Below are 26,933 nucleotides of genomic sequence, written 5' to 3'. Positions count from 1 at the left end.
GCGCATTTGTAGCCAATTCCGGCGGCGCGCGCGCTTCGTGGGAACCTGCCTTTACGGTATAATCCGTTTTTCCCGCGAGCATCTAGCGATGACCAAATATGTATTCGTCACCGGCGGCGTAGTTTCGTCCCTTGGCAAGGGTATTGCCGCCGCCTCCCTCGCCGCGATCCTCGAATCGCGCGGTCTCAAAGTCACTCTCCTCAAGCTCGATCCCTACATCAACGTCGACCCCGGCACGATGAGCCCGTTCCAGCACGGGGAAGTGTTCGTGACGGAAGACGGTGCGGAGACCGACCTCGACCTCGGCCATTACGAGCGCTTCATCAGCACGAAGATGCGCAAGGCCAACAACTTCACCACCGGCCAGATCTACGAGTCCGTGATCCGCAAGGAACGCCGCGGCGAATATCTCGGCAAGACGGTGCAGGTCATTCCGCACATCACCAACGAAATCCAGGCATTCGTGGAGCGCGGCGCCGCAGCGGCGACGTGTGGCCAGCCGGACGTGGCGATCGTCGAGATCGGCGGCACGGTGGGCGACATCGAATCGCTGCCGTTCCTCGAAGCCGTGCGTCAGATGAGCCTGCGCATGGGCCGCAACAGCGCGTGCTTCGTGCACCTGACGCTGGTGCCGTTCATCGCCACCGCCGGCGAGCTGAAGACCAAACCCACGCAGCACAGCGTGCAGAAGCTGCGTGAAATCGGTATCTATCCGAACGTGCTCCTGTGCCGCGCCGACCGCCCGATTCCCGACGACGAACGCCAGAAGATTTCCCTCTTCTCGAACGTGCAGGAAGACGCGGTCATCTCCGTGTGGGACGCGGACAGCATCTACAAGATTCCGCAGATGCTCAACGACCAGCATCTCGATGACATCATCTGCGAAGAGCTGAAGCTCTCGCCGCCGCCTGCCGACCTGACGATGTGGTCGGACCTCGTGCAGAAACTCGAGAACCCGAAGAGCGAAGTGACCATCGGCATGGTCGGCAAGTATGTCGAGCTCACGGAGTCGTACAAGTCGCTGATCGAAGCGCTGCGTCACGCGGCCATTCATACGTCGACGAAGGTCAACATCGAGTACATCGATTCGGAGCAGATCGAAGCCGAAGGCACCGACGCGCTGAAGCATCTCGACGCCGTGCTGGTGCCGGGCGGCTTCGGCCGTCGCGGCACGGAAGGCAAGATCAAGGCGATCCGCTATGCGCGCGAATCGAAGACGCCGTATCTCGGCATCTGCCTCGGCATGCAGCTCGCGGTGATCGAATTCGCGCGCGATGTCGCCGGTCTCGCCGATGCGAACAGCACCGAGTTCGATCAGGACACGAACAACCCGGTCGTCGCGCTCATCACCGAGTGGTACGACCGCGCGGGCCGCATCGAAAAGCGCAGCGAAGAGTCGGATCTCGGCGGCACGATGCGTCTCGGCTCGCAGAAGTGCCCGATCAAGCCCGGCACGATGGCCGGACGCATCTACGGCACGGATGTGAACGAGCGTCATCGTCACCGTTATGAAGTCAATAACCGTTTCGTGCCCCAGCTCGAGGCCGGCGGCCTTATCATCAGCGCCCGTACTCCGAGCGAGGATCTGCCCGAAATGATGGAGTTGCCGCAGTCGCTGCACCCGTGGTTCGTCGGCGTGCAGTTCCACCCCGAGTTCACGTCGACGCCGCGCGACGGGCATCCGCTGTTCAAGGCATTCGTCGAAGCGGCGCGCACGCATGCCGAAGGCGCGGGCGCAAAGACGCCGGCCCGCGCGGCGGCCACCGCGGGAGCGCAAGCATGAAGCTGTGTCACTTCGAAGCCGGTCTCGACCAGCCGTTCTTCCTGATCGCGGGCACGTGCGTCGTCGAATCGGAGCAAATGACGATCGACGTCGCCGGGCGGCTGAAGGAAATCACGCAGAAGCTCGGCGTGCCGTTCATCTACAAGTCGTCGTTCGACAAGGCGAACCGCAGCTCGGGCAAGTCGTTTCGCGGCCCCGGCATGGACGAAGGCCTGCGCATTCTCGGCGAAGTGAAGAAGCAGCTTGGCGTGCCGGTTCTCACGGACGTGCACACGGAAGAGGAAATCGAAGCGGTCGCATCGGTCGTCGATGTGTTGCAGACGCCCGCGTTCCTGTGCCGTCAGACCGACTTCATCCACGCGTGCGCGCGTTCGGGCAAGCCGGTGAACATCAAGAAGGGCCAGTTTCTCGCGCCGCACGACATGAAGAACGTGATCGACAAGGCGCGTGACGCCGCGCGCGAAGCGGGGCTGTCGGAAGACCGTTTCATGGCGTGCGAGCGCGGCGTGTCGTTCGGTTATAACAATCTCGTGTCCGACATGCGCTCGCTCGCGATCATGCGCGAAACCAGTGCGCCGGTCGTGTTCGACGCAACGCACTCGGTGCAGTTGCCGGGCGGGCAGGGCACGAGCTCGGGCGGCCAGCGCGAATTCGTGCCGGTGCTCGCGCGCGCGGCGGTCGCGACGGGCGTCGCCGGTCTCTTCATGGAAACCCATCCGGACCCGGCCTGCGCGAAGTCGGACGGCCCGAATGCGGTGCCGCTGCATCATATGGAAGCACTGCTCTCGACGCTCATCACGATCGATCGCGCCGTGAAAAGCGGCTCGTTCCTCGAGAACGATTTCAACTGAGCATCGGCAGCAACAGGTAGGGCAATGCGGGCGTCATCATCGGCGCCCGTGTCGCGACAACGGGTCACATGGGCCGCATCGCCGGTCCCGAACGACCGCTCTGTGCGCCGGAGTTGAACCCGGCGATCATCGAAAAGGTCTGAGCGAAGCCAGTGAAGCGCGCGCCGAAAGGGTGTATCGAAGTGTAAAAACAGGCGGCGCGCTTCGTTGTGACTGACAGAATTCATCGTCATTTCTTGAGGAAACCATGAGTGCTATCGTAGATATCATCGGCCGCGAGATTCTCGATTCGCGAGGCAATCCGACCGTCGAATGCGACGTGTTGCTCGAATCGGGCACGATGGGCCGCGCGGCGGTTCCGTCGGGTGCGTCCACCGGTTCGCGCGAAGCCATCGAACTGCGCGACGACGAAGCCGGCCGCTACAACGGCAAAGGCGTGCTGAAGGCGGTCGAACACATCAATACCGAGATTTCCGAAGCCATCATGGGCCTCGACGCCTCGGAGCAGGCTTTCCTCGACAAGACCCTGCTCGAGCTCGACGGCACGGACAATAAATCGCGTCTCGGCGCGAACGCGATGCTCGCCGTCTCGATGGCCGTCGCCAAGGCCGCCGCTGAAGAAGCCGGCCTGCCGCTGTACCGCTACTTCGGCGGCTCGGGCGCGATGCAGCTTCCGGTGCCGATGATGAACATCGTCAACGGCGGCGCGCACGCGAACAACAGCCTGGACATCCAGGAATTCATGATCGTGCCGGTGAGCCAGCCGACGTTCCGCGAAGCGCTGCGCTGCGGCGCGGAAGTGTTCCACGCGCTCAAGAAGATTCTGGCCGATCGCGGCATGAGCACGGCAGTGGGCGACGAAGGCGGCTTCGCGCCGAACTTCGGCAGCAACGACGAATGCCTGTCGACCATTCTGCAAGCCATCGAGAAGGCTGGCTATCGTGCGGGTGAAGACGTGCTGCTCGCGCTCGACTGCGCGGCGAGCGAGTTCTATCACGACGGCAAGTACCAGCTCGCGGGCGAAGGGCTGCAACTGTCGTCGGGCGAATTCGCGGACTATCTGGCTACGCTCGCAGACAAATTCCCGATCGTGTCGATCGAAGACGGCATGCACGAAAGCGACTGGGAAGGCTGGAAGATTCTGACCGACAAGCTCGGCAAGAAGATTCAGCTCGTCGGCGACGATCTCTTCGTCACGAACACGCGCATCCTGAAGGAAGGCATCGAGAAGGGCATCGCGAACTCGATCCTGATCAAGATCAACCAGATCGGCACGCTGACGGAAACGTTCGCGGCAATCGAAATGGCCAAGCGCGCGGGTTACACGGCGGTCATCTCGCACCGCTCGGGCGAGACGGAAGACTCGACGATCGCGGATATCGCGGTCGGCCTCAACGCTGGCCAGATCAAGACTGGCTCGCTGTCGCGCAGCGACCGCATCTCGAAGTACAACCAGTTGCTGCGCATCGAAGAAGATCTCGGCGATATCGCAAGCTATCCCGGCAAGTCGGCGTTCTACAACTTGCGCTAAAGCTTTTGCCGCTTTAGTCGATAAAGGACGTTAAGTCATCTTTTGAAGCCCGCGGCCCACGGTTCTCGAAGTCAATCGAGGCCGCCGGGCTGCGCTTATTTCGGCTACGTGAATGCGGCTCGTAACTGTCGTTCTGATTCTGTTGCTGGTGTCGATCCAATACCCGCTCTGGTGGGGGCATGGCGGCTGGCTGCGCGTGCATGAATTGCAGCAGCAGCTTGCGCAGCAGACGGAGAAGAACACGAACCTGCGATTGCGCAACGAGCGCGTCCAGGGCGAAGTGCAGGACCTGCAAGGCGGCACTGCCGCCGTGGAAGAGCGCGCGCGTTATGAAATGGGCATGGTGAAGGACAGCGAGGTGTTCGTGCAGTTCGTCTCGCCGAATTCCACCGCACCGGTCAATTCCGCGAATGTGCCGGGGATGAACGGCTCGACGCGCGGTCAGGTCTCGGCGGCGCCGCTGCGCGTGGTGCCGAATCCCGTCTCACGCTCGAAGCAGGAGTTGCGCGATCTGGACAAGAAGGCGCAGAAGGACAAGGCGGCTGAAGCGAAGAAGCAACAGGGCGCGGCTCAATAGCGGTGCGGTTTTATCGAACTGCATAAAAAATGGCGCGGTCATCGACCGCGCCATTTTTGTTTCTGCGGACGTAAGCCCGGCCCGCTTACCACGCGGTGCCGAATCCGACGCCCGTGCCCCAGTACGGGCCGCCCCAGCCGCCGCTCGAATATCCGCCATACACCGAGACTGGCATCGGCGCATAGAACTGCGACATCGTCTTCGCGGCATTGCCCGCGGCGGCGGCCTGCTGCGACTCGTTCAGCGCCTGCTTGTCGATGGCGTTGTAGCGTTCCATCTGCTGTTGCGGCGTCAGTGCCTGTTGCAATGCCGGCGGCGTGTCCGGCAGACGGCTATAGATCGGCGAAGGGCCGGGCGGGTCCATCGCGCAGCCGGCGAGGAGCGCCGCGCCGGCGACGTACGACATGAGATTCCGGTTGAACGTCGAGGGTTTCATTTTGCGACCTCCAGCGGGTCGGACAACTAAGCAAGACTCTCATCATAGCGTGCGTCGGGTCTCGCGAGACACCCGACGCGGGTGGGCGCGACGATCATCCGCCATGCCTCCGGCGCCGCGATGAACGCGACGCCATCTCCGCCGGATAAGGCTTCGCGCCGCGCTCAGTGACGCTGGCCCGGCGCCGGGCTCACGCCTTGTGAGAGTTCTTTTGCGACAAAAAGTTGCGCGACATCGACGGCGTCGAAGTCATAGCGCTGGTTGCAGAACTCGCAATGCACTTCGACCTCGCCGCGCTCCGCGAGCACGCCGTCGACTTCTTCACGGCCGAGCATCTTCAGCATGCCGCCGACCTTCTCGCGCGAGCATGTGCACTGGAAACGCGCCGCCGCCGGCTCGAAGTGCTGCACGTTCTCCTGCCAGAAGAGGCGCTTGAAAACCGTCTCCGGCTCTTCCTTCAGCAATTCTTCGGTCGAAAGCGTGCTGCCGAGATGGCACACGCGCTGCCAGGTGTCGGCGTCGTGTTCGCCCGGATGCGGGACGATGCCGCCGTCGCCCGGCAGCTTCTGCAGCAGCATGCCGACGGCGCGATTCGTGTCCGCGGCGAGCCACAGGCGCGTGTCGAGCTGCTCGGAATGGTGCATGTAGTGCTCGAGCACTTCAGCCATCGACGAAAGCGGACCATGCTCGCCCGACAGCGGCACGATGCCCTGATACGGCTGCTGTCCCGGCTTCTTGTCGGCGGGATCGAGCGTGATGACGCAGCGGCCCCGGCCGTGCCGATTCAGCAGATTGGCGAGCGATATCTCGTTTTCGAGCTCGGCTTCCGCGCCTTCGGCGAGCTTCGCCGTGGCGCGCAGCGACAGGTTCGAGTTGCATTGCACGACCAGCATTTTCACCGGGCCGTCGCCGTAGATCTGCATGACGAGCGTGCCGTCGAATTTGAGATTTGCCGACAGCAGCGCGCACGCAGCCATCATCTCGCCGAGCACATTGCGCACGGCCTGCGGATAGGCGCGGCGCGCGAGCACTTCCTGCCACGTGCTGCGCAACGAAACGATCTCGCCGCGCACGGGCGCCGCGTTGAACATGAATTTCTGCAACTGGTCGTTCACAACTTTTCCTTGGGTGTTGAGGCTTGCCCGTTCTTCGGGTCTTCAGCCGATGCGCACGAGCTGCGCCTTGTAGTATTCGCGCCGGTCGGCGTAACTTGCCGTGGCCGCGCGCATGCGGGCGATGTCCGCCTCGCCGATTTCCCGCACGGCCTTCGCGGGCGAGCCGAGAATCAGCGTGTTGTCCGGGAACACCTTGCCTTCGGTGACGACGGCGCCCGCACCAACCAGACAGTTGCGGCCGATCACCGCACCATTCAAGACCACGGCCTGAATGCCGATCAGCGAGCCTTCCTTGATCGTGCAGCCGTGCAACATCGCCTGATGGCCGACGGTGACATCGTTTTCGATCGTCAGAGGAAAGCCCGGGTCCGCATGCAGCACGGCGCCTTCCTGCACGTTGCTGCCGCGCCCGACGACGATCGGCTCGTTGTCGCCGCGCAGCGCGGCGGCGGGCCAGACGCTCGCGTTTTCCTCGAGCGTCACGCGGCCGATGATGGTCGCGGTATCCGCGAGAAACACGCTTTCGTGGATGGTGGGGGCGTCGTCGCCGAGTTTATAGATGGCCACATTGTCTCCTGAGGCGTGGTGTCGTGAGGATGGGACGCGAGGCGCGCCGCGGCCGGCGGCGCTAAAATGCGCGCCTGCCGGAGCGGCGCGGCGGATTTCGCCGCACGATCGTTGCGCGGATTGCGACGCTCACCGGGATTACTATTTTAGCTGTTTGCGACATCCGTCCGCCGGACTGCCGCGTTCGACGCCGTTTCCGAGATAGTTCGATGCACGACCCTGCGATGTTCCCCGAAGCCAGCACCTGCGCGCGTCGCGCGTCGCTCGACATCCTGCGCGAGCGCGCGCCCGTGCTCAAGGCGGCGCACGCCCGCGCGTTGTGGGAAGCGGTGCGCGCGGCGCCTGAGCGCATCGATCCGGACGCGACGTTCGAGGAGCCGGGCGACTTGCCGGGCCGGCCCATGCGGCCGCAACTCGTCGCGCCGTCGTCGCTGAAGCGCCGCAGCATGCAGTCCGATGCGGGGCGCGCCGTGTTGTTGCACGCGCTCGCGCACATCGAATTCAACGCGATCAACCTGGCCCTCGATGCCGTGTGGCGCTTCTCGTCGATGCCGCCGCAGTTTTATCTCGACTGGTTGAAAGTGGCGGCGGAGGAAGCGCATCATTTTTCGCTCCTGAGCGCGCGCCTCGCCGAATTCGGGCATACATACGGCGATTTTCCGGCGCACGACGGCCTTTGGGAGATGGCGCAACGCACGCGCGGCGACGTGCTCGCGCGCATGGCGCTGGTGCCGCGCACACTCGAGGCGCGCGGGCTGGACGCATCGCCGCCCATCAGAAAGCGTCTCGCGCAGGCGGGCGATCACGCATCGGCGGCCATTCTCGATGTGATCCTGCGCGATGAGATCGGCCATGTGCTGATCGGCAATCGCTGGTTCCGCTTTCTCTGCGATGGCCAAGGCCTCGATCCGCATCCGGCTTACGAACGCCTCGCGGAGCAATATCACGCGCCGAAGCTGCGCGGGCCGTTCAACTTCGATGCGCGTCGCGACGCCGGTTTCGACGAGGCCGAACTGCGCGCGCTCGCCGGCCTCGACGATGCGAAGTAGCGCAGCGTCGCTATAATCGAACGATCATATCTTTTCGCAACCGATGCGAGACGTGACCATGAAAGAATCGCGCTCCGATTTCATCGATGCGCACGGCGTGCGTCTGCACGTGCGCCGCTGGGGTCCGCCCGACGCCCCCATGCTGTTCATGCTGCACGGCTGGATGGACGTTTCGGCGTCGTTCCAGTTCGTCGTCGATGCGCTCGCTGGTGACTGGCAAGTGCTCGCGCCCGACGCACGCGGCTTCGGTCTGTCCGACTGGCCTGTCGCGCAAAAGGGCGGCGGCTATTATTACTTTCCCGACTATCTCGCAGATCTCGACGTGCTGCTCGACCACTACGCGCCGGGCGCGCCAGTGAGTCTCGTCGGCCACAGCATGGGCGCAAACGTGGCGCTGCTCTATGCGGGCGTGCGGCCCTCGCGCGTGCGCCGCGTAGTCGACCTCGAAGGCTTCGGTCTGCCGGCGACGCGCGCGTCGCAATCGCCAGGGCGTCTCGCGCAATGGCTCGACGATCTGCGCGCGCCGCCTGCGCTGCGCAGCTACGCGAGCCTCGACGAAGTCGCCGATCGGCTGATCCGCACGAATCCGCGTCTGCCGCTCGCCCGCGCGCGCTATCTCGCGCAGCACTGGTCGCGCCAGGAAGCGGACGGGCGTTTCCATCTGCTCGCCGATCCGGCGCACAAGTTGCGTGGACCGACGTTGTACCGGCTGGACGAGGTCACTGCGGCGTGGGCGCGCGTCGCGGCGCCGGTGCTGCACGTCGAAGCGAAGGATTCGCCGACGCTCGCGGCTTTCGCGGGTGAGACGCCCGTCGGGGAGTTCAAGACGCGCTTTGCCGCTTTTCCCGACTGGCGCGAGGAAATCGTCGACGACGCCGGCCACATGATCCATCACGATCAGCCGGAACGCGTTGCCGCGCTCGTCGAAGCGTTCTGCACGTGAAGGCAGGCACTACATAACCTGCGTGTCATGCCGTTGCAGTTAGAATGTCATTGAAACCCAAGAGTCCACGATGAACGCCGATCTGCATTGCCACTCCACCGTGTCCGACGGCCAGTTCGCGCCCGCCGAGGTCGCGGCGCGCGCGCATGCGAACGGCGTGACGCTGTGGTCGCTCACGGATCACGATCAACTGGGCGGGCAGGACGAAGCGCGCAAGGCGGCCGAGGCGCTGGGCATGGGCTACCTCGCGGGCGTCGAGATCTCGGTGACGTGGGCCTCGCGCACGGTGCATATCGTCGGCATGAACGTCGATCCGGCCAACGAAGCGCTGCTTTGCGGGCTCGCGTCCACGCGCAACGGACGCGCGGCGCGCGGCGTGGCAATCGGCGAGGCGCTCGACGCGATCGGCATTCCCAATTGCCATGAAGGCGCGCTGCGCTACACAGACGATCCCGACATGATCTCGCGCACCCATTTCGCGCGTTATCTCGTGGAGGCGGGCTATGCGCAATCGACTTCCGACGTCTTCGCGCGCTATCTCGGCGACGGCAAGCCGGGTTTCGTCGGTCATCGCTGGGCGAAGCTTGCGGACGCGATGAAGTGGATCAAGGAGGCGGGCGGCGAGCCGATCATCGCGCATCCCGGCCGCTACGACTACACGCCGGTCGAATTTGCCGCGCTCTTCGACGAATTCATCCAGCTCGGCGGCCGTGCGATCGAGGTCGTGACGGGCAGTCACACGCCCGATCAATACCGCGAGTATGCCGATGTCGCGCGCCGCTACGGTTTCGAGGCATCGCGCGGCTCGGACTTTCACGGCGCGGGCGAAGGACGCGTCGATCTGGGCAAGCTTCCGCCGCTGCCCGACGATCTCACGCCCGTCTGGGAGCGCTGGCTTTAGCCTCCCTCGGCGCGCATCTTTGCCGCGCGCGCACGGTCTTTGCATCAACGGTATTTCCGCACGCACCATCCGGGAAGGCGCGTGGGCATGCGCGGTCCGCGCCGCGCGCCGCCTTTTCGATAACGATCGAAACAATAAGGCGTCGCCATGTCTCAATTCTTTCGCATTCATCCGGACAATCCGCAGCCGCGGCTCATGAATCAGGCCGCGGAGATCATCCGCGGCGGCGGACTCGTCGCATTGCCGACCGATTCGAGCTACGCGCTCGCCTGCCATCTCGACGACAAGGATGCGGTCGAGCGATTGCGACGCATCCGCGGCATCGACGACAAGCAACTGCTGTCGCTGCTCGTGCGCGATCTCTCCGAGCTGTCGAATTTCGCGATGGTCGATAACCAGCAATACCGGCTGATCAAATCGGTGACGCCGGGGCCCTACGTGTTCGTGTTGCAGGCGACGAAAGAAGTGCCGCGCCGGCTGTCGCATCCGTCGCGCAAGACGATCGGCCTGCGTGTGCCGGATCACCGGATCACGCTCGATCTGCTGGAAGCGCTCGGCGAACCGCTGCTCGCATCGACGCTGATCCTGCCGCCCGACGCCGAGCCGCTCAACGATCCCGAAGAAATCCGCGAGCGGCTGGAAAAGCAGGTCGAGCTCGTCATCGATTCGGGGGCGTGCCCGGCGGAGCCGTCCACGGTGATCGATCTTTCTTCGGGGGAGCCAGTGCTCGTGCGCGCGGGGAGAGGCAGTCTCGAACCGTTCGGGCTCACGGCGTAGGCGCCGCGCAGTTGCGCACACGGGCGTAATTTCCGAATCCGTGTTCCGGCATATGTCGAGGGCGAAATTGTGCGCGCCCAGGCCCGTCACGCGCGTCTGTCGAGACCTGCCTGCTTGATACAATAACGCCCTATGGATCCTTCCCTGATACAAACCATCGCGGTCTACGCGCTCCCGGTGATCTTCGCGATCACGCTGCACGAGGCCGCGCATGGCTATGCCGCCCGGCTGCTCGGCGACAACACGGCCTACGTACTGGGCCGCGTTTCCATGAACCCGATGCGTCACATCGACCCGATCGGCACGATCGTGATTCCGATCGTCCTGTATTTCGTGACGAGCGGCGCATTCATGTTCGGCTACGCGAAGCCCGTGCCGGTGGCGTTCGGCAATCTGCGCAATCCGCGCTGGGGCAGTCTGTGGGTCGCCGCGGCCGGCCCCGGCAGCAACTTCGTACAGGCGATCGTCTGGGGCGTCGTGTTCGTTCTGCTCAGGGCCTATCACGTCGATGAGCCATTCTTCACAGGCATGGCGCAGGCGGGCATCAGTGTGAATCTCGTGCTCGGCGTGCTCAATCTCTTCCCACTGCCGCCGCTCGACGGCGGACGGGTCGTCATGGCGCTTCTGCCGGTGCGCGCGTCGATCGCGTTCTCGAAGCTCGAACCGTACGGCTTCTTCATCGTGATGGCGCTCGTAGTCACGGGCGTGCTGACGCGCTTCTGGCTCGGGCCGCTCGTGCATGTCGGCTATTCGGCGGTGTCGGCCATCCTGAATCCCCTCGCTTCACTATTCCCATAACATCATGTTCCCTGACCGTATCTTCTCCGGCATGCGGCCCACCGGGTCGCTGCATCTCGGCCACTATCACGGCGTGCTGAAAAACTGGGTGCGGCTGCAGTCCGAGTACCCGTGCTTCTTCGCGGTGGTCGACTGGCACGCGCTCACGACGCACTACGAGACGCCCGAGGTCATCGAGAAAAGCGTCTGGGAGGTGCTCATCGACTGGCTGGCGTCGGGCATCGATCCGGCGCAGGCCACGCTCTTCATCCAGAGCCGCGTGCCGGAGCACGCCGAGCTGTCGCTGCTGCTCGGCATGGGCACGCCGCTCGGCTGGCTCGAACGCGTGCCGACCTACAAGGAGCAGATCGAGAAGCTGAAGGAAAAGGATCTCGATACGTACGGCTTCCTCGGCTATCCGGTGCTGATGGCGGCGGACATTCTCCTGTACCGCGCGTCGCTGGTGCCGGTCGGCGAGGATCAGGTGCCGCACGTCGAAATGACGCGCGAGATCGCACGCCGCTTCAACTATCTTTATGGCCGCGAGCCGGGCTTCGAGGAAAAAGCGATGGAAGCCGCGAAAAAACTCGGCGGCAAGCGCTCGAAGCTGTATCACGAACTGCGCGTCGCGTATCAGCAGGAAGGCGACGACGAAGCGCTCGAACAAGCCCGCGCGATGCTGCAGGAATCGCAAAGCCTGTCGATGAATGACCGCGAGCGGCTTTTCGGCTATCTGGAAGGCTCGCGCAAGATCATTCTGGTCGAGCCGCAGGTGTTGCTGACGGAAGCGTCGCGCATGCCGGGCCTCGACGGTCAGAAGATGTCGAAGTCCTACGGCAACACCATCGGCTTGCGTGAAGATGCCGCGACCATCGAGCAGAAAGTCCGCAAGATGCCGACCGACCCGGCGCGCGTGCGCCGCACCGATCCGGGCGATCCGGACAAGTGCCCGGTGTGGAAGCTGCACGAGGTCTACACCGACGAAGAGACGCACAAGTGGGTGCAGAAGGGCTGCCGCAGCGCGGGCATCGGTTGTCTGGAATGCAAGCAGCCGGTGATCGAAGGCATCCTGCGCGAGCAGCAGCCCATGCTCGAGCGCGCGCAGAAGTACATGGACGATCCGTCGCTGTTGCGCGCGATCGTCGCGGACGGCTGCGACAAGGCCCGCAAGTTCGCCACCGAAACGATGCGCGACGTGCGCGAGACGATGGGCCTTTCCTACAACTGATGGAGAGCGCGCCGAGCGGTTGGGTCGCTCGCTGGGCGCATCTCGCCGCGCCCGGCGGCACGGTGCTCGACGTCGCCGCGGGCAGCGGGCGCCACGCGCGCTGGTTCGCGTCGCTCGGGTTTCGCGTGCTCGCGATCGATCGCGACGCCGGCGCGCTCGCGTCGATGGTCGGGTGCGCGGGCGTCGAAACGCTGGCGGCGGACATCGAAGGCGCGCCCTGGCCGCTTTCAAAAACCCGCACGTTCGATGCGGTCGTCGTCACGAATTATCTCCATCGCCCGCTGTTCGGCCATCTGACCGATGCGCTCGCGCCCGGCGGCGTGCTGATCTACGAAACTTTTGCGGCGGGCAACGGCAGCACCGGCAAGCCGTCCAATCCCGCCTTCCTGCTTCAGCCCGGCGAATTGCTGGACGCCGTGCGTGGCCGTTTGCGCGTGATTGCCTACGAGGACGGATTCGTCGAAGACCCGCGTGCTGCCTACGTGCAGCGAATCTGCGCCGTTCGCGAACGGCCGGCAGTCGACGCATCGGCGGAAAATGCGCTCACGATTGGTAACACACCCCCGGGTCCGCCACGTTACGCGTTGACCGGCTAATCCGCTACAATCGCGTAATATCGCTTTTCGCGATTAAATTTTCGATTAAATTCATAGAGTTTCATGACAAACGGAACACACGGCGGCATCCAGATCCGCGGCAGCATTCCTGCCATCGTCACACCGATGCACGAGGACGGTAGTCTCGATCTGCCGGCGTTTCGAAAACTGGTCGACTGGCACATCGAACAGGGCTCGAACGGTCTCGTCGTGGTTGGCACGAGCGGCGAGTCGGCCACTTTGTCGGTCGAAGAGCACATCCTGATGATCCAGACGGCGGTCGAGCATGCGGCGAAGCGCTTTCCGATCATCGCGGGCGCGGGCGGCAACTCCACCGCGGAAGCCATCGAACTCTCGAAGCACGCGAAAAAGGTCGGCGCCGACGCCACGCTGCAAGTCGTTCCGTATTACAACAAGCCGACGCAGGAAGGCATGTATCGCCACTTCAAGGCGATCGCCGAAGCCGTCGATCTTCCGGTCATCCTCTACAACGTGCCGGGCCGTACCGTTGCCGACATGAGCAACGAGACGATCCTGCGTCTCGCCGGCGTGCCGGGCATCATCGGCGTGAAGGAGGCGACGGGCAACATCGACCGCGCGGCGCATCTGATCAAGCACGCACCGGCGCAGTTCAGCATCTTCAGCGGCGACGATCCCACGGCCATCGCACTGATGCTGCTCGGCGGTCACGGCAACATCTCGGTGACGGCGAACGTCGCGCCGAAGGAAATGAGCCAGTTGTGCCGCGCCGCGCTGGAAGGCGACGCCATCACCGCGCGCCGCATCCATCTGAAGCTGCTGTCGCTGCACAAGCAACTCTTCTGCGAATCGAATCCGATTCCGGTCAAGTGGGCGCTCGCCGAACTGGGCCGCATGGAAGGCGGCATCCGTCTGCCGCTCACGCCGCTCGATGCGCGCTATCACGACGTCGTGCGTGACGCGTTGCGCGAGTCCGGCCTTCTCGCCTGATCACGTGAGGCGGCGCGCCAAGCCACAGGGAATCGAAATACCGCGCCGCCGCAAGTGATCGAATTGAACCACACCTTCAGTCATCAACCGCCGCTCGTTGGCCTCGCATTGGCCTCGTATTGGCTTCGCCGACCTGCCCGGGAACGGGATGGGCGCAAGGCAATGCGTCATCGGCAGCAAAGAAGGACCTCATGAAACGTTCCGCTTTTCTTACGCAAGCCAAACGCCTGAGCGTGCTTTCGCTCGGCGCCGGCGCGGTTTTCGCGCTCGCGGGTTGCGACACGCTCAACGACTGGCTCGCGCCGGATCGCGTCAACTACAAAGCTGCTGAAACCGCACCGGCGCTCAGCGTGCCGTCCGATCTCAGCACGGCCGACATCAGCCAGCGCTATGCCGCACCGCCCAAGGTGAACGCGCTCGGCGGCGGCGCGGAGCGCGCGGTCACGCCGGCGGGCAACGCGACGCTCGGCGTGCCGACGGCGCAAGATCCGTACGGCATGCACGTCGAGAAGGACGGCGATCGCCGCTGGCTCGTGGTCGATGGCCGCTCGCCCGATCAGGTCTGGGGCCCGCTCAAGGAGTTCTGGGAAGACAACGGCTTCACGCTCAAGACCGACGCGCCGCAGACCGGCATCATGGCGACCGACTGGGCCGAGAACCGCGCGAACATTCCGAACGACTGGTTCAGGAACAGCGTGGGCAAGCTGCTCGATTTCGCGTATTCGTCGGGTACGCGCGACATGTTCCGCACCCAGGTGGATCGCGCATCGGACGGCTCGACCGACATCTCCATCACGCACAGCGCAATGGAAGAAGTGCTGACCGGTCAGGACAAGACCTCATCGCGTTGGGAAGCGCGTCCGCGCAATCCGGCGCTCGAATCGGCGGTTCTTGGCAAGCTGATGCAGAAATTCGGCCTGACCGAAGACCAGTCGAAGAAGCTGATCGCCGATGCGCGTCCGGCTGGCGCGAAGGTGGCGGTGGACCCGGGTACGAACGGCTCCACGCTCGATCTCGCCGAGCCGTTCGATCGCGCGTGGCTGCGCGTCGGTCTCGCGCTCGACCGCACGAACTTCACGGTCGACAATCGCGATCGCGAGAAGGGCATCTACTACGTGCATTTCTCCGATTCGATGGCCGAGTTGAAGAAGGAAGGGCTCTTCGGCAAGATGTTCTCGAGCAATACGCCGAAGCCTACGCGCCAGTTCCTCGTCAACGTGAAGCCGAAGGCGGATTCGGTGACGCAGGTCGGCGTCGTCGATGCGAACGGCCAGCCGGACACCTCGTCCGACGCGCAGCGCATCGTTTCGTTGCTGCACGCGCAGTTGAACTAAACGACATGCCGAAGCCATCGTGAGATTCGCCAGTCTCGGCAGCGGCAGCGAGGGCAATGCGTTGCTCGTCGAGGCATCGAGCGGCGCGACCACTACGCGCGTGCTGCTCGATTGCGGATTCTCCGGCAAGGAAGTCGCGCGCCGTCTTGCACGCCTCAACTGCCGCGTGGAGGATCTCGACGCCATCGTCATCACGCACGAGCATACGGACCATATCGGCAGCGCGCTGACGCTCGCTCGAAAATGGTCCATTCCGCTGCATATGAGTTGGGGCACGGCGCGCGCGATCGGCGCCGATGAAGCCGACGTCGAACTGAACGTGTTGTGGGGCGACGAGAGCGTCGCTATCGGCGATCTGAGCGTGTTGCCCTATACCGTGCCACACGACGCCCGGGAACCGCTGCAGTACGTCTTCTCCGACGGCGCTTGCCGCCTCGGCGTGCTGACGGACGTCGGAGTGTCGACGCCGCATATCACGAACGTGTTGAGCGGCTGCGACGCGCTCGTGCTCGAATCCAATCACGATGTCGAGATGCTTGCCGGGAGCCGCTATCCGCCTTCGCTCAAGGCGCGCATCGGCGGGAATCACGGACACCTGAACAACGAGGCGGCGGCGGCCATACTGGCATCGCTCGATCGTTCGCGGCTGCGTCATCTCGTAGCCGCTCATCTCAGCCAGCAGAACAACCTGCCGCATCTCGCGCAGACGGCGCTGGCGGCGGTGCTGGGTGCGTCGGCCATCGATATCGTCGTCGCAACGCAAGCCGAAGGCTTCGACTGGATCGCGCTCTAGACGCGGCGCGCATACCTAAAAACTCGCAGAACGCAGATACGAAAAAACCGGCCCAAGAGCCGGTTTTTTCGTTGACAGACCGCATCGAGCGGCCTGTCAGCGGCCTGTCATGTGGCGCTGCGATAGAGCGCCGACAAGCCTTACTGGCTTGCGCCCGATGCCGGGGCAGCAGCCGAAGCGGCGGCGTCCGAAGCCGCGCCAGCAGCCGATGCTGCGTCGCTTGCGGCGGCCGAAGCGCTCGATGCAGCAGCGTTTGCGTCCGAAGCAGCAGCAGCCGGAGCCGAAGCCGCCGTCGTATCGCTTGCAGCGCTCGGAGCAGCCGTTTCGCTAGACTTGTTGCATGCAGCCAGAGCAACAGCAGCCAACAGGGATGCTACGAGGAGGGATTTCTTCATGATCACGTCCTTTTATGGTTAAAGGTAAGCAACAGCGCAAAGTACCGGTAATGTGTGCTCCAACACCGACCTGGGCCGCTGTGGAGACTCACAATTCTATTTTGTGTGAGACTTCCTACGGCTTGGCCGGAAATTATAGGCACTTTCGTAACGACCGTCGATAAATCAGGGGACGATGCGTTGTCTTTCTCATACAAACTTTCATATTGCGGAACAGCATGATTTTACCATCCGCAGCCTGCCGGCAAGTCTCTTGGACGCAAGCCTGTCAAGGCAAAGCGCCTATCTGAATCCAGCCCGCACGATACCATTCGTGCAGCAGCGCTGTCATTGACGATTCGTCTGTAAGTGTTACAAAGCGTTTCGCCTCCAGACGCCGTGAATCGGCCAATTCGGGGAGCCACTTTTTCAGCTTCGACGACAGCGCCGCGGCTTCTCCATTTACGAAATATGACTTCCCGTCGTAGAGCAAAATAGTCTTTCTATTCAGCTCGATACCCGTTTTCTTTGCTCGCTCTACAAATTTTTGCTCATTCAACACGCGTTCGGGCGAGTCGAATACGACGTTGGCTTTCGGTTCGCTCAAATAAGCGCCCAGAAAGTCGGCGACGTCCTTTTGGTTCCAATCGACGTTCGCAAGGATCGCGCCAACGCGCTCGACGAGCAACGCCGGCAGCGCCGCAGGATTCGCCACGGGCTCCTGACCCGGATCGCGGTAGCGCGCGTTCGCGCGGCCGCTGTCGGGCGCATCGCCGGTGCGCTCGGCGAGGTGATACAGGAACTGCGCCGTCAGCTCGTGCGCGGACGGCGCGCGAAAGCCGATCGACGCCGTCATGCATTCGCCCTCGGCGATCCCGTCGTGCGCGATGTGCGGAGGAAGGTACAGCATGTCGCCGGGCTCCAGCAGCCACTCTTCCTCGGGCTCGAAGTGCTGTAAAACTTTCAACGGCAATCCGGGTTTTAGCGAGAGATCACGCTGTGCGCCTATGCGCCAGCGGCGCTTGCCATGAACCTGAAGCAGAAAGACGTCGTAAGAGTCGAAGTGCGGTCCCACACCGCCGCCATCGGTTGCGTAGGAGATCATCAGATCGTCGAGGCGCGCGTCCGGAATGAAGCGGAAACGGTTCATCAGCGCGTGCGCGCGGTCGTCGTGCAAGTTCACGCCTTGCACGAGCAGGGTCCACTCGCGCTTCTTCACGGAAGGCAGTTCGTCGGGGGCGAAGGGGCCGTGTTCGAGATTCCACGTCTTGCGAAAATGCGTGATGAGACGGGCCTCGACGTCCTCGAGATCGGCGAGTTCGAAGAGTTCGTCGCGCGCGAGCGGAGCCGCGATACCGGGAAAAGCCTGGCGAATTAAAAGCGGCTTTTTCTGCCAGTAACGCCGCATGAACTGTCGCGGCGTGCGGTTGCCCAACATGGGCGTGAGTTCGTCCGGAAGAGGCGCGCGAGCATGCCCGGGAAGGCCGGAAACGGGGATCGGTGTTGCGTGGTGGGGCCGCTTGGGCATCGTATAATCGAGGCTTGTATCTTGGAGGATCCAATGAAAATTGCGAAAGACACTGTCGTTTTGGTCGCGTACAAGCTATCGGATGCGCAAGGCAATCTGATCGAGGAGAGCGACGAGCCGATGGTCTATCTGCACGGCGGCTATGATGGCACGTTCCCCAAGATCGAGGAAGCGCTCGACGGTCACGAGGCCGGCTATGAAACGATGATCCAGCTCGAACCGCAGGACGCGTTCGGCGAGTACGATCCCGAACTCGTGAAGATCGAAGAGCGCAACCGTTTTCCGGAACCGCTGGAGGTCGGCATGCAGTTCGAAGGCACGCCCGAAGATGGCGACGACGACATCGATTCGCTCATCTATACCGTGACCGATGTCGCCGAAGACAAGGTCGTGCTGGACGGCAATCATCCGCTCGCGGGCATGGCGCTGCGCTTCGCGTTGTCGGTGCAGGAAGTGCGCTCGGCGACCGAAGACGAGATCGAACATCAGCACGCGCATGGCGCGGACGGCCTGCACGTCCTCGACGAGGACGAAGACGACGATGACGACGAACCGCGCAAGGACGCGGGTCCGACGCTGCATTGAGCGCATCGGCCGAAGAAAGGAAGCGCAGCCCGGGGCTGCGCTTTTTATTTGCCGACGGCATTTGCAGGCGCTGCCGGCACAGGATAAATCGGCGGCAAAGACTGCGGTGACAAGGACGGCGCCGGCGAGGACTGCGGCGGCGTGAGGATCGGCGGCAAGTCGGAGGCCGGCAGCGGCATCGACGGCGGCGCGGGCAAAGACTCGGGCAGATCGTTGCGCGGCAGGGCGGGCGGCAGCGACGCGGGCAACGTGGGCTGCGGCGCGGAAGACGGCGTCGGATAAGCATCCGGATACGGTACGTAAGGCGTGCTCGATTGCGCGGGCGCCTCGGACGGCGGCGCAACCGGTTCGTGCGCGCGTGTCTCCTTCACGTCGCGCACGCGCAGCCGAAACGGTGGACGCCATTGCGGATCGCTTTGCACTTCGAGCCATTGCGATTGCGGCTTCCTGAACGCGATCGCCACGCGCGTGAGATTCGTGACGATCAAGCCCTTGTCATTGCGCACAGGTTGATCGATGTGAAAGCCGTTCGGCTCGGGCGCATCGGTGCCGTGAATCACGATGACCGGCCCGCGAAAAGTCTCCGCCGCCTTTACGAGACTGCGCTTGAGTTCGAGGAAGCCATCGCGCGGCTGGTTCGAGTGCGAGAAACGCAGCCATGCGAAGCGCTCGCGGCGTTCGTAGCGCGAGAAATCCGGATCGCCCTGAAGGATCACGACGAGCGCGCGCATCTCGCTGCGCCGCGCCGATTCCGCTGCGTGTTCGAGCCAGAAGGTCGTGGCGACGGCGCGGTCTTCGAACTCGCCGTTGCGCCCGCCCGCGGTCAGATAGTGGTTGTTCGGGCTCGGCACATTGAGGCCGATGAACGCGATGCCTCGTGCCTGCCAGCGCACGATTTCCCGGAACGTGCGAAAACGCGCGACATCGCTTTCTCTCGATAGCGTGAGCGGGCCTTGTCCGAGCGCATTCGCATCGGCGAAAAAAAGCTGACGGACGAAATCGAGCCGTTCGACCGGGTCGTAGGCGCCGGCGTGCGCGCCGCTGCAATCAGCCCAGTCGTGCTGGCCGAGCAGCAGCACGAGCGGCGTGCGCGACGCGTCGAGCACGTCGTGCCGCGACTGATAGACGCCGTCGCGGCAGGGTTCGCCACCGCCCTTGAGATTGCCGTCGTAGACGATGAACGCGATGCTGCCGTCGCGCCCGATCGCATCGAGCATGCGGCGCACGGGCGCTTCGTCGGCGGGGCGGGTGAGCGCATCGGCAATCACGGCGAAGCCGAGCGTATTGCCCTGCGCATGCGCCTGCCGCTGCGCGCCGAAGAGCAGCGCGCCGCAGACTAGCGCGGCCGCGACGGCGCGCTCAACGCGAGGCATCCGGCGGAGCGTTCGCCAGTTCATGCAGTTCGTACAGCAGATCGAGCGCATCGCGCGGACGCAGATCGTTGGGGTCCAACGCGCGCAGCTTCTGCATCGCCGGATGTTCGGGCGCTTCGGCCTTCGCTTCGCCTTCGTCTTCGTGCGGCGGCTCGTCTTCGTAAGGCGCGTACGGCTGGCTTGCGAACAGATCGAACTGCGCCGTGGGATGGCCGATCGACTGCTGCTCCAGATGCACGAGATGCTTGCGCGCCGCGCGGATCACCGCGGCCGGCACACCCGCGAGTTGCGCGACCTGCAGGCCGTAACTCTGATTGGCCGGCCCTTCGCTCACCGCATGCAGAAACACGATGCCGTGATCGTGCTCGACCGCCGACAAGTGCACGTTCGCGGCCTGCGCGAACTCGGCCGGCAGTTGCGTGAGTTCGAAGTAGTGCGTCGCGAAGAGCGTGTAGCAGGCGTTGTGCGTCAGCAGATGCCGCGCGATGGCCCAGGCGAGCGCGAGGCCGTCGAAGGTCGACGTGCCGCGCCCGATCTCGTCCATCAGCACGAGGCTCGATGCGCTCGCGTCGTTGAGGATCGCCGCCGCTTCGGTCATCTCGACCATGAAGGTCGAGCGTCCGCCCGCAAGATCGTCGGCCGCGCCGATGCGCGTGAAGATGCGGTCGAGCGAGCCGAAACGCGCGCGCTTCGCGGGCACGTAGCTGCCGACGTAAGCCATCAGCGCGATCAACGCGGTCTGCCGCATGAAGGTCGATTTGCCGCCCATGTTCGGGCCGGTGATGAGCAGCAGCTTGCGCTCGTCGCTCAGACAACAGTCATTCGCGATGAACTGCTCGACCTGCGCCTCGACGACCGGATGCCGGCCCTGCTCGATATCGATGCCCGCATCGGCGGTGAATGTCGGCGCGACCCAGTCGAGCGCGCGGGCGCGTTCGGCAAATGCGCACAGGAGATCGAGTTCCGCGAGCGCGCCCGCCACGCGCTGGCAGTCCGCTATGAAAGGCAGCAGGCTTTGCAGCAGCGCATCGTAAAGGGCGCGTTCACGTGCGAGTGCGCGCTCCTGCGCGGACAGCGCCTTGTCTTCGAACGTCTTCAACTCCGGCGTGATGTAGCGTTCGGCGTTCTTGAGCGTCTGACGGCGGCGATAGTCGTCGGGCACCTTGTCGGTCTGCCCGCGCGTGACTTCGATATAGAAGCCATGCACCTTGTTGTACTCGACGCGTAGATTCGCGATGCCCGTGCGCGTGCGCTCGCGCGCTTCGAGATCGATCAGGAACTGATCGCAGTTCTCCGAAATATCGCGCAATTCGTCCAGATCGGGATCGTAGCCGCGCGCGATCACGCCGCCGTCGCGAATCAGCGCGGCGGGCTCGGGCGCGATCGCATTCGTCAGGAGATCGAGACATTCGTGCGGCGGTTCGAGCGCCGCGTCGATGCGTTCGAGCGCCGACGCATGCGCCGCCACGCCCGCGACGAGCGCGCGCAGATCGGGCAGCGCGGCGAACGTGTCGCGCAGGCTCGACAGATCGCGCGGCCGCGCCGACAGCAACGCGAGACGGCCCGTGATGCGCTCGATGTCCGAGATCTTGCGCAGCGCGCCGCGCAGCGTGTCGAGCCCGGCGCTCGTGGGCGCGTCGAGCAAGGCGCCGATCGCTTGCTGGCGCGCCTGCGCAACCGATGCATCGCGCGGCGGATGATGCAGCCAGTGGCGCAGCAGGCGGCTGCCCATCGTCGTGCAGCAGGTGTCGAGCAGCGAGAACAGCGTCGGCGATTCGGTGCCGCGCAGTGTTTCCGTGAGTTCGAGATTGCGCCGCGTGGCGGGATCGAGCCCGATGTATTCGGATTCGTACTCGACCTTCAGGCTGCGCACGTGACGCAACTGCTGGCCTTGCGTCGCGGCGGCGTAGAGCAGCAGCGCGCCGGCCGCGCCGCACGCGCACGTGAGCGTCTGCGCGCCGAAGCCGTCGAGGCTCGCGACATCGAGCTGTTCGCGCAGCCGTTGCGTGCCGGAACCGACGTCGAAGTGCCAGGCCGGAACGCGCGTGGTCGCGCCGGGATGCGTCACGCCGAGCGACGAATTGACGTCGGTGATCGAATCGGCGATGAGCGTCTCCGCGGGACGAATGCGCTCGAGCGCCGTGCTCACTTGCCCTGGCGCGACTTCCGCGAGGCGCAGCGCGCCGCTTGCGAGATTCAGCCACGCGAGCCCGACGCTCGTCACCACGCCGCGCCGGTTGTGCGCCGGGCAGAGCGCGAGCAGATAGACATCGCTTTTATCGGAGAGCAGCGCGGCGTCGGTGAGCGTGCCCGGCGTGACGACGCGCACCACCTTGCGTTCGACCGGACCTTTCGATGTCGCCGGGTCGCCGATCTGCTCGCAGATCGCCACCGATTCACCGAGCTTCACGAGCTTCGCGAGATATTGCTCGCACGCGTGATGGGGCACGCCCGCCATCCGGATCGGATTGCCGCCCGACGCGCCGCGCTGCGTGAGCGTGAGATCGAGCAGACGCGCGGCCTTCTCGGCATCGTCGAAGAAAAGCTCGTAGAAGTCGCCCATCCGGTAGAAAACGAGCGTGCCGGGATGCTCTGCCTTGATGCGCAGATACTGCTGCATCATGGGCGTGTGCTGCGACAGGTCCGCGAGCGGCGCGGCGTCGGAAGAGGTGTCGGGAGTTGCCGTGTGATTGCCCATCGTGCGTGCTGTGGAAGCAAATGCGGCGAGACGGCCGGGCGCGACGTGCGCCGGCCGCCGATCAGCCGATAGGGCATGAGTTTAACCTGTCGTGGGATGGGCGCGAGTCGGCCGAATGGCCAACGCTGATCGCAGCGCGTCGCTCGCGCACGCGTGGAGTGAGGGCGCCGAAACGAACGCGGGTCCGTTCCGGCGCTGCTTTACCGAAGAAGAAAGTCAGAACGCGTCACGCGCGCCCGGCGAGATAACCGACGAGCAACGCGAGTCCCGCCACTGCGCCGAGCGTATGCCACGGCCTGTCATGCACGAAGTCGTCGGCGTAGCCGGCGGCGTCGCCGAATTTGCCCGAGATCGCGCCGCCCGCGCCGTTCATCTGCGAGCGCGCGGTTTTGAGCTTCGATTGCAATTCTTTACGCAGTTTGTCCGCATCGATGTCCTTCGCGTTCTGAATCGAACTTTCCAGATCGTCGAGCAGGCTGCGCAACTGGCCGCTGGCCGAATCGACCGCGTCGCTCGCACCGCGCACTGCGCGCTGGCCGATATCGGCGGCGCCATTGATTGTGCTGTCGAGCGTCGAACGTGTGAACAATCCCATTTTCCATGCTCCTTTATTGACGTTGCCGAGGAAGAATCACGCCGGGTTCGTTGTGTATGCCTCGTGTCGCGCGCAAATGCCCGGCGCGCCGCTTACAACCGCTATGCAACATTACGACTTGGCCCCGCCGCCCGCGTTCCCTGTCGTTCATCCTCGTCGGCAGCTGCGGGTATGAACCCAGAATACACCGTCGAGCAAGGTTCATTCCTCGACGAGCGCAACCGAGTCCGTTTCCCGCTCGTTTTGCGCGTGGCGGCGCATCGCGAGCGCCATCATCAGGCACACGAAAAGGCCGAACACGACGATGATCCATTGCACCGGCACCTCGACGGTCAGAAGCAGCGCGTAGGCGCCAAGCATCGACAGCACGGCGAGGTTCTGATTGAAATTCTGCACGGCGATCGAATGACCTGCGGAAAGCAGCGTCGCGCCGCGATGCTGGAGTATCGCGTTCATCGGCACGATGAAAAAGCCGGACAGGCCGCCAAGCGCGATCATCAGCGGATAGGCCATGAGGATGTACGCCGGCGCGAAAATGGGGCCGATCTGCACGCCCGCGCCCGCCGGAAAAAGGTCCTTGTTGTAGAACGCCATCGCGACCGCGACGGCCCCGATCATCACGCCGACCGGCAGCACCCTGAGCGACTGGCGCAGTACGATCCACGCGGACGCCGCGACGGCGCCGAGCGCGATGCCCACGCCTGTCACGCCCTGCAGCACGGCGGCCTTCGACAGCGTCAGGCCGAGGTTCGCGTCGGCCCACTTGAGCACGAGCAGTTGCAGCGTGACGGCCGCGCCCCAGAGCAGCGTCGTGACCCACAGCGCGATCTGCGCGAGCTTGTCGCGCCACAGGACTTTGAAGCAGCGGGAGAAATCGTGGACGAGCTTCGTCGGCTCGTTCAGCAGGTTCGGATAGCGCGCGCCGGTGTCGGGAATGAACACGTTGATGAGCGCCGCCGACGCGTAAATGAGCATCACCGCGAAAAGCGCGGCGTGCGCGGCGGTGGCGACGAACGGCAGATGCGCATGCGTCACCCAGCGCGCGACGACCTGCGACACGAGCGCGCCGCCGATCACGGTGCCGAGGATCGTCGAGCCGACCGTCGCGGATTCGAGCCACGCGTTCGCCGCGATCAGCTTTCGCGGCGGCAGGAGTTCCGTGAGAATGCCGTACTTCGCGGGCGAGTAAGCGGCCGCTCCCAGACCGACGACGCCGTACGCGATCATCGGATGCGCGCCCGCGATCATCATCGCGCAGCCGGCGGCCTTGAGCGCGTTCGAGATGAACATGACGTGGCGCTTCTGGATGGCGTCGGCGAAAGCGCCGACGAACGGCGCGAGCAGCACGTAGGAAATCGTGAAGAAGATCTGCAGAAGCGGCGTGACCCACGGCGCCGAATGCACGACGGCGAGCATGGCGATCGCGGCGATCAGGAGCGCGTTGTCGGCGAGCGACGAAACGAATTGCGCGGCGATGATCGTGTAGAAGCCTTTTTTCATGAGCGGGCTTGGCGGTAGGCGCGGCGCGCGGCGGAAAAGCGGGAGAAGGGCGAGTGCGCGCGCATCGCCCTTGAGCGACGCCGGCAAAAGTTGCACTGTAACGGAGCCCTGCATTCGTTGCAGAGCAGGCGGCGCGCCAGGCGCGCGCATAGGGAACAGCAACGGGACGCGATGCCGCGTCCCGCCGGATACAGCTTATTCGCCCGTCAGGCGCGTGCGCGAGTACATGTCGAGAATCTTGACCATCTGCGCGTAGACCTTCGGATTGGCGGTGACGATCTCGTTCTTGAACAGGAAATCCGATTCGCCGGTGTAATTGCCGACGAGCCCGCCCGCTTCCGTCACCATCAGGCTGCCCGCCGCGACGTCCCACGGATGGATGCCCTGCTCGAAGAAGCCGTCGAGGCGACCGGCCGCGACGTTCGCGAGATCGAGCGCGGCCGCGCCCGGACGGCGCAGGCCGGCGCACGACAGCGTCATTTCGCTGAAGAGGCGCATGTAGGCGTTCAGGCCCTGGCCGTCGCGGAAAGGGAAGCCCGTGCCGATCAGCGCGTCGGACAGACGGTCCAGCTTGCCGACGCGAATGCGCCGCTCGTTCAGATACGCGCCGCGGCCGCGCGAGGCGGTGAAAAGATCGTTGCGCGTCGGATCGTAGATGACGGCCTGCGTCACGATGCCCTTGTGCGCAAGCGCGATCGACACGCAGTAGTACGGAAAGCCGTGGATGAAGTTGGTGGTGCCGTCCAGAGGATCGATGATCCACTGGAATTCCGATTCGCGATCCGTTGCGCCGGATTCTTCCGCGAGGATGGAGTGGTCGGGATAGGCGGTGTGCAGCGTCTCGATGATCGCGGCTTCGGACGCCTTGTCGACTTCCGTCACGAAGTCGTTGTGCTGCTTCTTGCTGACCTGGAGGCGATCCAGATCGAGCGACGCGCGATTGATGATCTGTCCGGCGCGGCGCGCGGCCTTGACAGCGATATTGAGCATCGGATGCATGAGCGAAATCCTCTGGCCGCCCGGCGCGGGTGTGAACGCGCGGGCGAAAAAGTTGGCGACAACGACTATGTCGACGAAAGACGAATTGAATAAGAGCGGGGCGTTCGCGCGAGGGTTCGACTTGAACTGCAAACCCGTTCGCGGCGCGCGAAGGCGACATTTTACCCGAAACTCGCAGTCAGGCCGCGCCGCACGACACGGGTTTGAGGCATGTCGCCAAAGCGCGTTAACATAGCGGGTTCACACTCTCATCGAACTTCAGCACAAACCGCGCCTTGGAACCCAACGATCTTTCCGCGCCTGCCGGCGGCTTCACGTCCACGCGCTTCATCCTCGTCGAGCCGAGTCATCCGGGCAATGTCGGCGCGGCTGCGCGCGCGCTCAAGACGATGGGCTTCGCGCGCCTCGTCCTGGTCGCGCCGCGCGTGCCCGACGTCAAGAACGAGCCGGAAGCCATCGCGATGGCCTCCGGCGCCGACGATGTGCTCGCGTCCGCCCATGTCGTCGACACGCTCGCCGATGCGCTCGTCGGCGTGCGCTGGTCGGTCGCGCTGACCGCGCGCATGCGTGAATACGGCCCGCCGCAAATGCCGCCGCGCGCGCTGGCCGAACGCGCGCACGAATACGTCCGTCACGGCGACATCGCGCTCGTGTTCGGCAACGAGCGCACCGGTCTGTCCAACGTGGATGTCGAGCGCTGCAGCGCGCTCGCGCATATTCCGGCCAATCCCGCGTACAGCTCGCTCAATCTCGCGCAGGCGGTGCAGGTGCTCGCCTACGAGTTGCGGGTCGCGTTTCAGGCGCCCGGGAGCGCGCTCGCCGCCGTCGAGCCGGCGGGGCAGAGCGCGGCGAGCGATGAAATCGAGGGCATGTATGCGCATCTCGAAGAAGCGCTCGTCGCGCTCGAATTTCTCGATCCGGCCAATCCGAAAAAGCTGATGTCGCGCGTGCGGCGGCTGTTTGCGCGCTCGGGGCTGGAGCGCGAAGAGGTGAATATTCTGCGCGGCATCGCGAAGCACATCCTGCTGCGATCGAAGAAAGACTGAACGCGCGT

The 26,933-nt window shown here is 64.3% G+C and carries 26 protein-coding genes; 16 read left to right on the top strand and 10 right to left on the bottom strand.

Features of this window, described 5'->3' with window-relative positions; all coding sequences use genetic code 11:
- Nucleotides 1-88 precede the first annotated feature (88 nt).
- From AWB75_RS09680 to ftsB, 4 genes are all read left to right on the top strand, one after another.
- The gene (locus AWB75_RS09680; protein WP_061123879.1) at nt 89-1,783 is read left to right on the top strand and encodes a CTP synthase; all 1,695 of its coding nucleotides are present in this window, start codon (nt 89-91) and stop codon (nt 1,781-1,783) included.
- A complete protein-coding gene (kdsA, locus tag AWB75_RS09675; protein ID WP_061123878.1) occupies nt 1,780-2,634 on the top strand; it encodes a 3-deoxy-8-phosphooctulonate synthase in 855 nt (284 codons plus the stop codon). Before AWB75_RS09680 ends, kdsA begins: the two co-directional genes overlap by 4 nt.
- A 247-nt stretch (nt 2,635-2,881) precedes the next feature.
- On the top strand, nt 2,882-4,165 hold the full coding sequence (gene eno, locus AWB75_RS09670) for a phosphopyruvate hydratase (protein ID WP_061123877.1): 1,284 nt from the start codon (nt 2,882-2,884) through the stop codon (nt 4,163-4,165).
- 112 nt (nt 4,166-4,277) lie between these two features.
- Nucleotides 4,278-4,742, top strand: a complete 465-nt coding sequence (ftsB, locus tag AWB75_RS09665; RefSeq protein ID WP_061123876.1) for a cell division protein FtsB — start codon at nt 4,278-4,280, stop codon at nt 4,740-4,742.
- Between the two features lie 85 nt (nt 4,743-4,827).
- Here the strand turns inward: ftsB and AWB75_RS09660 are convergent, their stop codons facing one another.
- From AWB75_RS09660 to AWB75_RS09650, 3 genes are all read right to left on the bottom strand, one after another.
- Nucleotides 4,828-5,178, bottom strand: a complete 351-nt coding sequence (locus AWB75_RS09660; RefSeq protein WP_061123875.1) for a hypothetical protein — start codon at nt 5,176-5,178, stop codon at nt 4,828-4,830.
- Between the two features lie 164 nt (nt 5,179-5,342).
- A complete protein-coding gene (hslO, locus tag AWB75_RS09655; RefSeq protein WP_061123874.1) occupies nt 5,343-6,293 on the bottom strand; it encodes an Hsp33 family molecular chaperone HslO in 951 nt (316 codons plus the stop codon).
- A gap of 42 nt (nt 6,294-6,335) precedes the next feature.
- On the bottom strand, nt 6,336-6,860 hold the full coding sequence (locus AWB75_RS09650) for a gamma carbonic anhydrase family protein (protein ID WP_061123873.1): 525 nt from the start codon (nt 6,858-6,860) through the stop codon (nt 6,336-6,338).
- A gap of 209 nt (nt 6,861-7,069) precedes the next feature.
- Here AWB75_RS09650 and AWB75_RS09645 point away from each other — a divergent pair, with 209 nt between their 5' ends.
- The 10 genes from AWB75_RS09645 (at nt 7,070) to AWB75_RS09600 (ending at nt 16,227) form a co-directional block, all read left to right on the top strand.
- Nucleotides 7,070-7,909, top strand: a complete 840-nt coding sequence (locus AWB75_RS09645; RefSeq protein WP_061123872.1) for a ferritin-like domain-containing protein — start codon at nt 7,070-7,072, stop codon at nt 7,907-7,909.
- Between the two features lie 58 nt (nt 7,910-7,967).
- Nucleotides 7,968-8,852: an alpha/beta fold hydrolase gene (locus tag AWB75_RS09640; RefSeq protein ID WP_061123871.1), complete on the top strand. Its 885-nt coding sequence runs from the start codon at nt 7,968-7,970 to the stop codon at nt 8,850-8,852.
- Between the two features lie 70 nt (nt 8,853-8,922).
- A complete protein-coding gene (locus tag AWB75_RS09635) occupies nt 8,923-9,753 on the top strand; it encodes a 3',5'-nucleoside bisphosphate phosphatase (protein WP_061123870.1) in 831 nt (276 codons plus the stop codon).
- Between the two features lie 147 nt (nt 9,754-9,900).
- Nucleotides 9,901-10,530, top strand: a complete 630-nt coding sequence (locus tag AWB75_RS09630) for an L-threonylcarbamoyladenylate synthase (RefSeq protein ID WP_061123869.1) — start codon at nt 9,901-9,903, stop codon at nt 10,528-10,530.
- A 132-nt stretch (nt 10,531-10,662) separates the two neighbouring features.
- Nucleotides 10,663-11,328 carry a site-2 protease family protein gene (locus AWB75_RS09625; RefSeq protein WP_061123868.1) on the top strand — a complete coding sequence of 222 codons (666 nt, stop codon included), beginning with the start codon at nt 10,663-10,665 and terminating at the stop codon, nt 11,326-11,328.
- A 4-nt stretch (nt 11,329-11,332) separates the two neighbouring features.
- On the top strand, nt 11,333-12,535 hold the full coding sequence (locus AWB75_RS09620) for a tryptophan--tRNA ligase (protein WP_061123867.1): 1,203 nt from the start codon (nt 11,333-11,335) through the stop codon (nt 12,533-12,535).
- Nucleotides 12,535-13,131 carry a class I SAM-dependent methyltransferase gene (locus AWB75_RS09615; protein WP_061123866.1) on the top strand — a complete coding sequence of 199 codons (597 nt, stop codon included), beginning with the start codon at nt 12,535-12,537 and terminating at the stop codon, nt 13,129-13,131. Before AWB75_RS09620 ends, AWB75_RS09615 begins: the two co-directional genes overlap by 1 nt.
- Before the next feature lie 63 nt (nt 13,132-13,194).
- A complete protein-coding gene (dapA, locus tag AWB75_RS09610) occupies nt 13,195-14,100 on the top strand; it encodes a 4-hydroxy-tetrahydrodipicolinate synthase (RefSeq protein WP_061123865.1) in 906 nt (301 codons plus the stop codon).
- A 191-nt stretch (nt 14,101-14,291) separates the two neighbouring features.
- Complete coding sequence (gene bamC, locus AWB75_RS09605; RefSeq protein ID WP_061123864.1) at nt 14,292-15,434, top strand: outer membrane protein assembly factor BamC; 1,143 nt, start codon at nt 14,292-14,294, stop codon at nt 15,432-15,434.
- Nucleotides 15,435-15,453: 19 nt separating this feature from the next.
- On the top strand, nt 15,454-16,227 hold the full coding sequence (locus AWB75_RS09600; protein WP_061123863.1) for an MBL fold metallo-hydrolase: 774 nt from the start codon (nt 15,454-15,456) through the stop codon (nt 16,225-16,227).
- Nucleotides 16,228-16,367: 140 nt separating this feature from the next.
- Here the strand turns inward: AWB75_RS09600 and AWB75_RS38430 are convergent, their stop codons facing one another.
- Both AWB75_RS38430 and AWB75_RS09585 read right to left on the bottom strand, forming a co-directional pair.
- Nucleotides 16,368-16,622 carry a hypothetical protein gene (locus tag AWB75_RS38430; RefSeq protein ID WP_087086556.1) on the bottom strand — a complete coding sequence of 85 codons (255 nt, stop codon included), beginning with the start codon at nt 16,620-16,622 and terminating at the stop codon, nt 16,368-16,370.
- A 268-nt stretch (nt 16,623-16,890) separates the two neighbouring features.
- Complete coding sequence (locus AWB75_RS09585) at nt 16,891-18,129, bottom strand: cupin domain-containing protein (RefSeq protein ID WP_061123862.1); 1,239 nt, start codon at nt 18,127-18,129, stop codon at nt 16,891-16,893.
- Nucleotides 18,130-18,162: 33 nt separating this feature from the next.
- Here AWB75_RS09585 and AWB75_RS09580 point away from each other — a divergent pair, with 33 nt between their 5' ends.
- A complete protein-coding gene (locus tag AWB75_RS09580; RefSeq protein WP_061123861.1) occupies nt 18,163-18,714 on the top strand; it encodes an FKBP-type peptidyl-prolyl cis-trans isomerase in 552 nt (183 codons plus the stop codon).
- Nucleotides 18,715-18,758: 44 nt separating this feature from the next.
- Here the strand turns inward: AWB75_RS09580 and AWB75_RS09575 are convergent, their stop codons facing one another.
- From AWB75_RS09575 to AWB75_RS09555, 5 genes are all read right to left on the bottom strand, one after another.
- Nucleotides 18,759-20,087 carry a hypothetical protein gene (locus tag AWB75_RS09575; RefSeq protein WP_235012050.1) on the bottom strand — a complete coding sequence of 443 codons (1,329 nt, stop codon included), beginning with the start codon at nt 20,085-20,087 and terminating at the stop codon, nt 18,759-18,761.
- Entirely contained in the window at nt 20,074-22,785 is a 2,712-nt protein-coding gene (gene mutS, locus AWB75_RS09570) for a DNA mismatch repair protein MutS (protein ID WP_061123859.1), read from the bottom strand. The genes AWB75_RS09575 and mutS overlap by 14 nt, the downstream gene beginning before the upstream one ends.
- A 226-nt stretch (nt 22,786-23,011) precedes the next feature.
- Nucleotides 23,012-23,380: a DUF883 family protein gene (locus AWB75_RS09565; RefSeq protein ID WP_061123858.1), complete on the bottom strand. Its 369-nt coding sequence runs from the start codon at nt 23,378-23,380 to the stop codon at nt 23,012-23,014.
- 201 nt (nt 23,381-23,581) lie between these two features.
- Nucleotides 23,582-24,880: a lysophospholipid transporter LplT gene (lplT, locus tag AWB75_RS09560; protein ID WP_061124052.1), complete on the bottom strand. Its 1,299-nt coding sequence runs from the start codon at nt 24,878-24,880 to the stop codon at nt 23,582-23,584.
- Nucleotides 24,881-25,075: 195 nt separating this feature from the next.
- Nucleotides 25,076-25,879, bottom strand: a complete 804-nt coding sequence (locus AWB75_RS09555; RefSeq protein WP_061124051.1) for an inositol monophosphatase family protein — start codon at nt 25,877-25,879, stop codon at nt 25,076-25,078.
- 275 nt (nt 25,880-26,154) lie between these two features.
- Between AWB75_RS09555 and AWB75_RS09550 the strand changes: the two genes are divergently transcribed.
- Nucleotides 26,155-26,925 carry an RNA methyltransferase gene (locus tag AWB75_RS09550; RefSeq protein ID WP_061123857.1) on the top strand — a complete coding sequence of 257 codons (771 nt, stop codon included), beginning with the start codon at nt 26,155-26,157 and terminating at the stop codon, nt 26,923-26,925.
- Nucleotides 26,926-26,933 lie beyond the last annotated feature (8 nt).

This window comes from Caballeronia catudaia (assembly GCF_001544755.2).
In the GTDB taxonomy this organism is placed as follows: domain Bacteria; phylum Pseudomonadota; class Gammaproteobacteria; order Burkholderiales; family Burkholderiaceae; genus Caballeronia; species Caballeronia catudaia.
Note: the sequence above shows the minus strand (reverse complement) of the source record. Positions and strands in the feature narration are given on the sequence as shown.

Coding starts and splice junctions, on each gene's coding strand:
- AWB75_RS09645 (WP_061123872.1), top strand. CDS start 7,070: ATGCACGACCCTGCGATGTTCCCCGAAGCCAGCACCTGCGCGCGTCGC.
- AWB75_RS09630 (WP_061123869.1), top strand. CDS start 9,901: ATGTCTCAATTCTTTCGCATTCATCCGGACAATCCGCAGCCGCGGCTC.
- mutS (WP_061123859.1), bottom strand. CDS start 22,785: ATGGGCAATCACACGGCAACTCCCGACACCTCTTCCGACGCCGCGCCG.
- AWB75_RS09680 (WP_061123879.1), top strand. CDS start 89: ATGACCAAATATGTATTCGTCACCGGCGGCGTAGTTTCGTCCCTTGGC.
- AWB75_RS09660 (WP_061123875.1), bottom strand. CDS start 5,178: ATGAAACCCTCGACGTTCAACCGGAATCTCATGTCGTACGTCGCCGGC.
- AWB75_RS09615 (WP_061123866.1), top strand. CDS start 12,535: ATGGAGAGCGCGCCGAGCGGTTGGGTCGCTCGCTGGGCGCATCTCGCC.
- AWB75_RS09580 (WP_061123861.1), top strand. CDS start 18,163: ATGAAAATTGCGAAAGACACTGTCGTTTTGGTCGCGTACAAGCTATCG.
- bamC (WP_061123864.1), top strand. CDS start 14,292: ATGAAACGTTCCGCTTTTCTTACGCAAGCCAAACGCCTGAGCGTGCTT.
- AWB75_RS38430 (WP_087086556.1), bottom strand. CDS start 16,622: ATGAAGAAATCCCTCCTCGTAGCATCCCTGTTGGCTGCTGTTGCTCTG.
- lplT (WP_061124052.1), bottom strand. CDS start 24,880: ATGAAAAAAGGCTTCTACACGATCATCGCCGCGCAATTCGTTTCGTCG.
- ftsB (WP_061123876.1), top strand. CDS start 4,278: ATGCGGCTCGTAACTGTCGTTCTGATTCTGTTGCTGGTGTCGATCCAA.
- AWB75_RS09635 (WP_061123870.1), top strand. CDS start 8,923: ATGAACGCCGATCTGCATTGCCACTCCACCGTGTCCGACGGCCAGTTC.
- dapA (WP_061123865.1), top strand. CDS start 13,195: ATGACAAACGGAACACACGGCGGCATCCAGATCCGCGGCAGCATTCCT.
- AWB75_RS09585 (WP_061123862.1), bottom strand. CDS start 18,129: ATGCCCAAGCGGCCCCACCACGCAACACCGATCCCCGTTTCCGGCCTT.
- AWB75_RS09565 (WP_061123858.1), bottom strand. CDS start 23,380: ATGGGATTGTTCACACGTTCGACGCTCGACAGCACAATCAATGGCGCC.
- AWB75_RS09620 (WP_061123867.1), top strand. CDS start 11,333: ATGTTCCCTGACCGTATCTTCTCCGGCATGCGGCCCACCGGGTCGCTG.
- AWB75_RS09555 (WP_061124051.1), bottom strand. CDS start 25,879: ATGCATCCGATGCTCAATATCGCTGTCAAGGCCGCGCGCCGCGCCGGA.
- AWB75_RS09640 (WP_061123871.1), top strand. CDS start 7,968: ATGAAAGAATCGCGCTCCGATTTCATCGATGCGCACGGCGTGCGTCTG.
- kdsA (WP_061123878.1), top strand. CDS start 1,780: ATGAAGCTGTGTCACTTCGAAGCCGGTCTCGACCAGCCGTTCTTCCTG.
- AWB75_RS09575 (WP_235012050.1), bottom strand. CDS start 20,087: ATGCCTCGCGTTGAGCGCGCCGTCGCGGCCGCGCTAGTCTGCGGCGCG.
- eno (WP_061123877.1), top strand. CDS start 2,882: ATGAGTGCTATCGTAGATATCATCGGCCGCGAGATTCTCGATTCGCGA.
- AWB75_RS09625 (WP_061123868.1), top strand. CDS start 10,663: ATGGATCCTTCCCTGATACAAACCATCGCGGTCTACGCGCTCCCGGTG.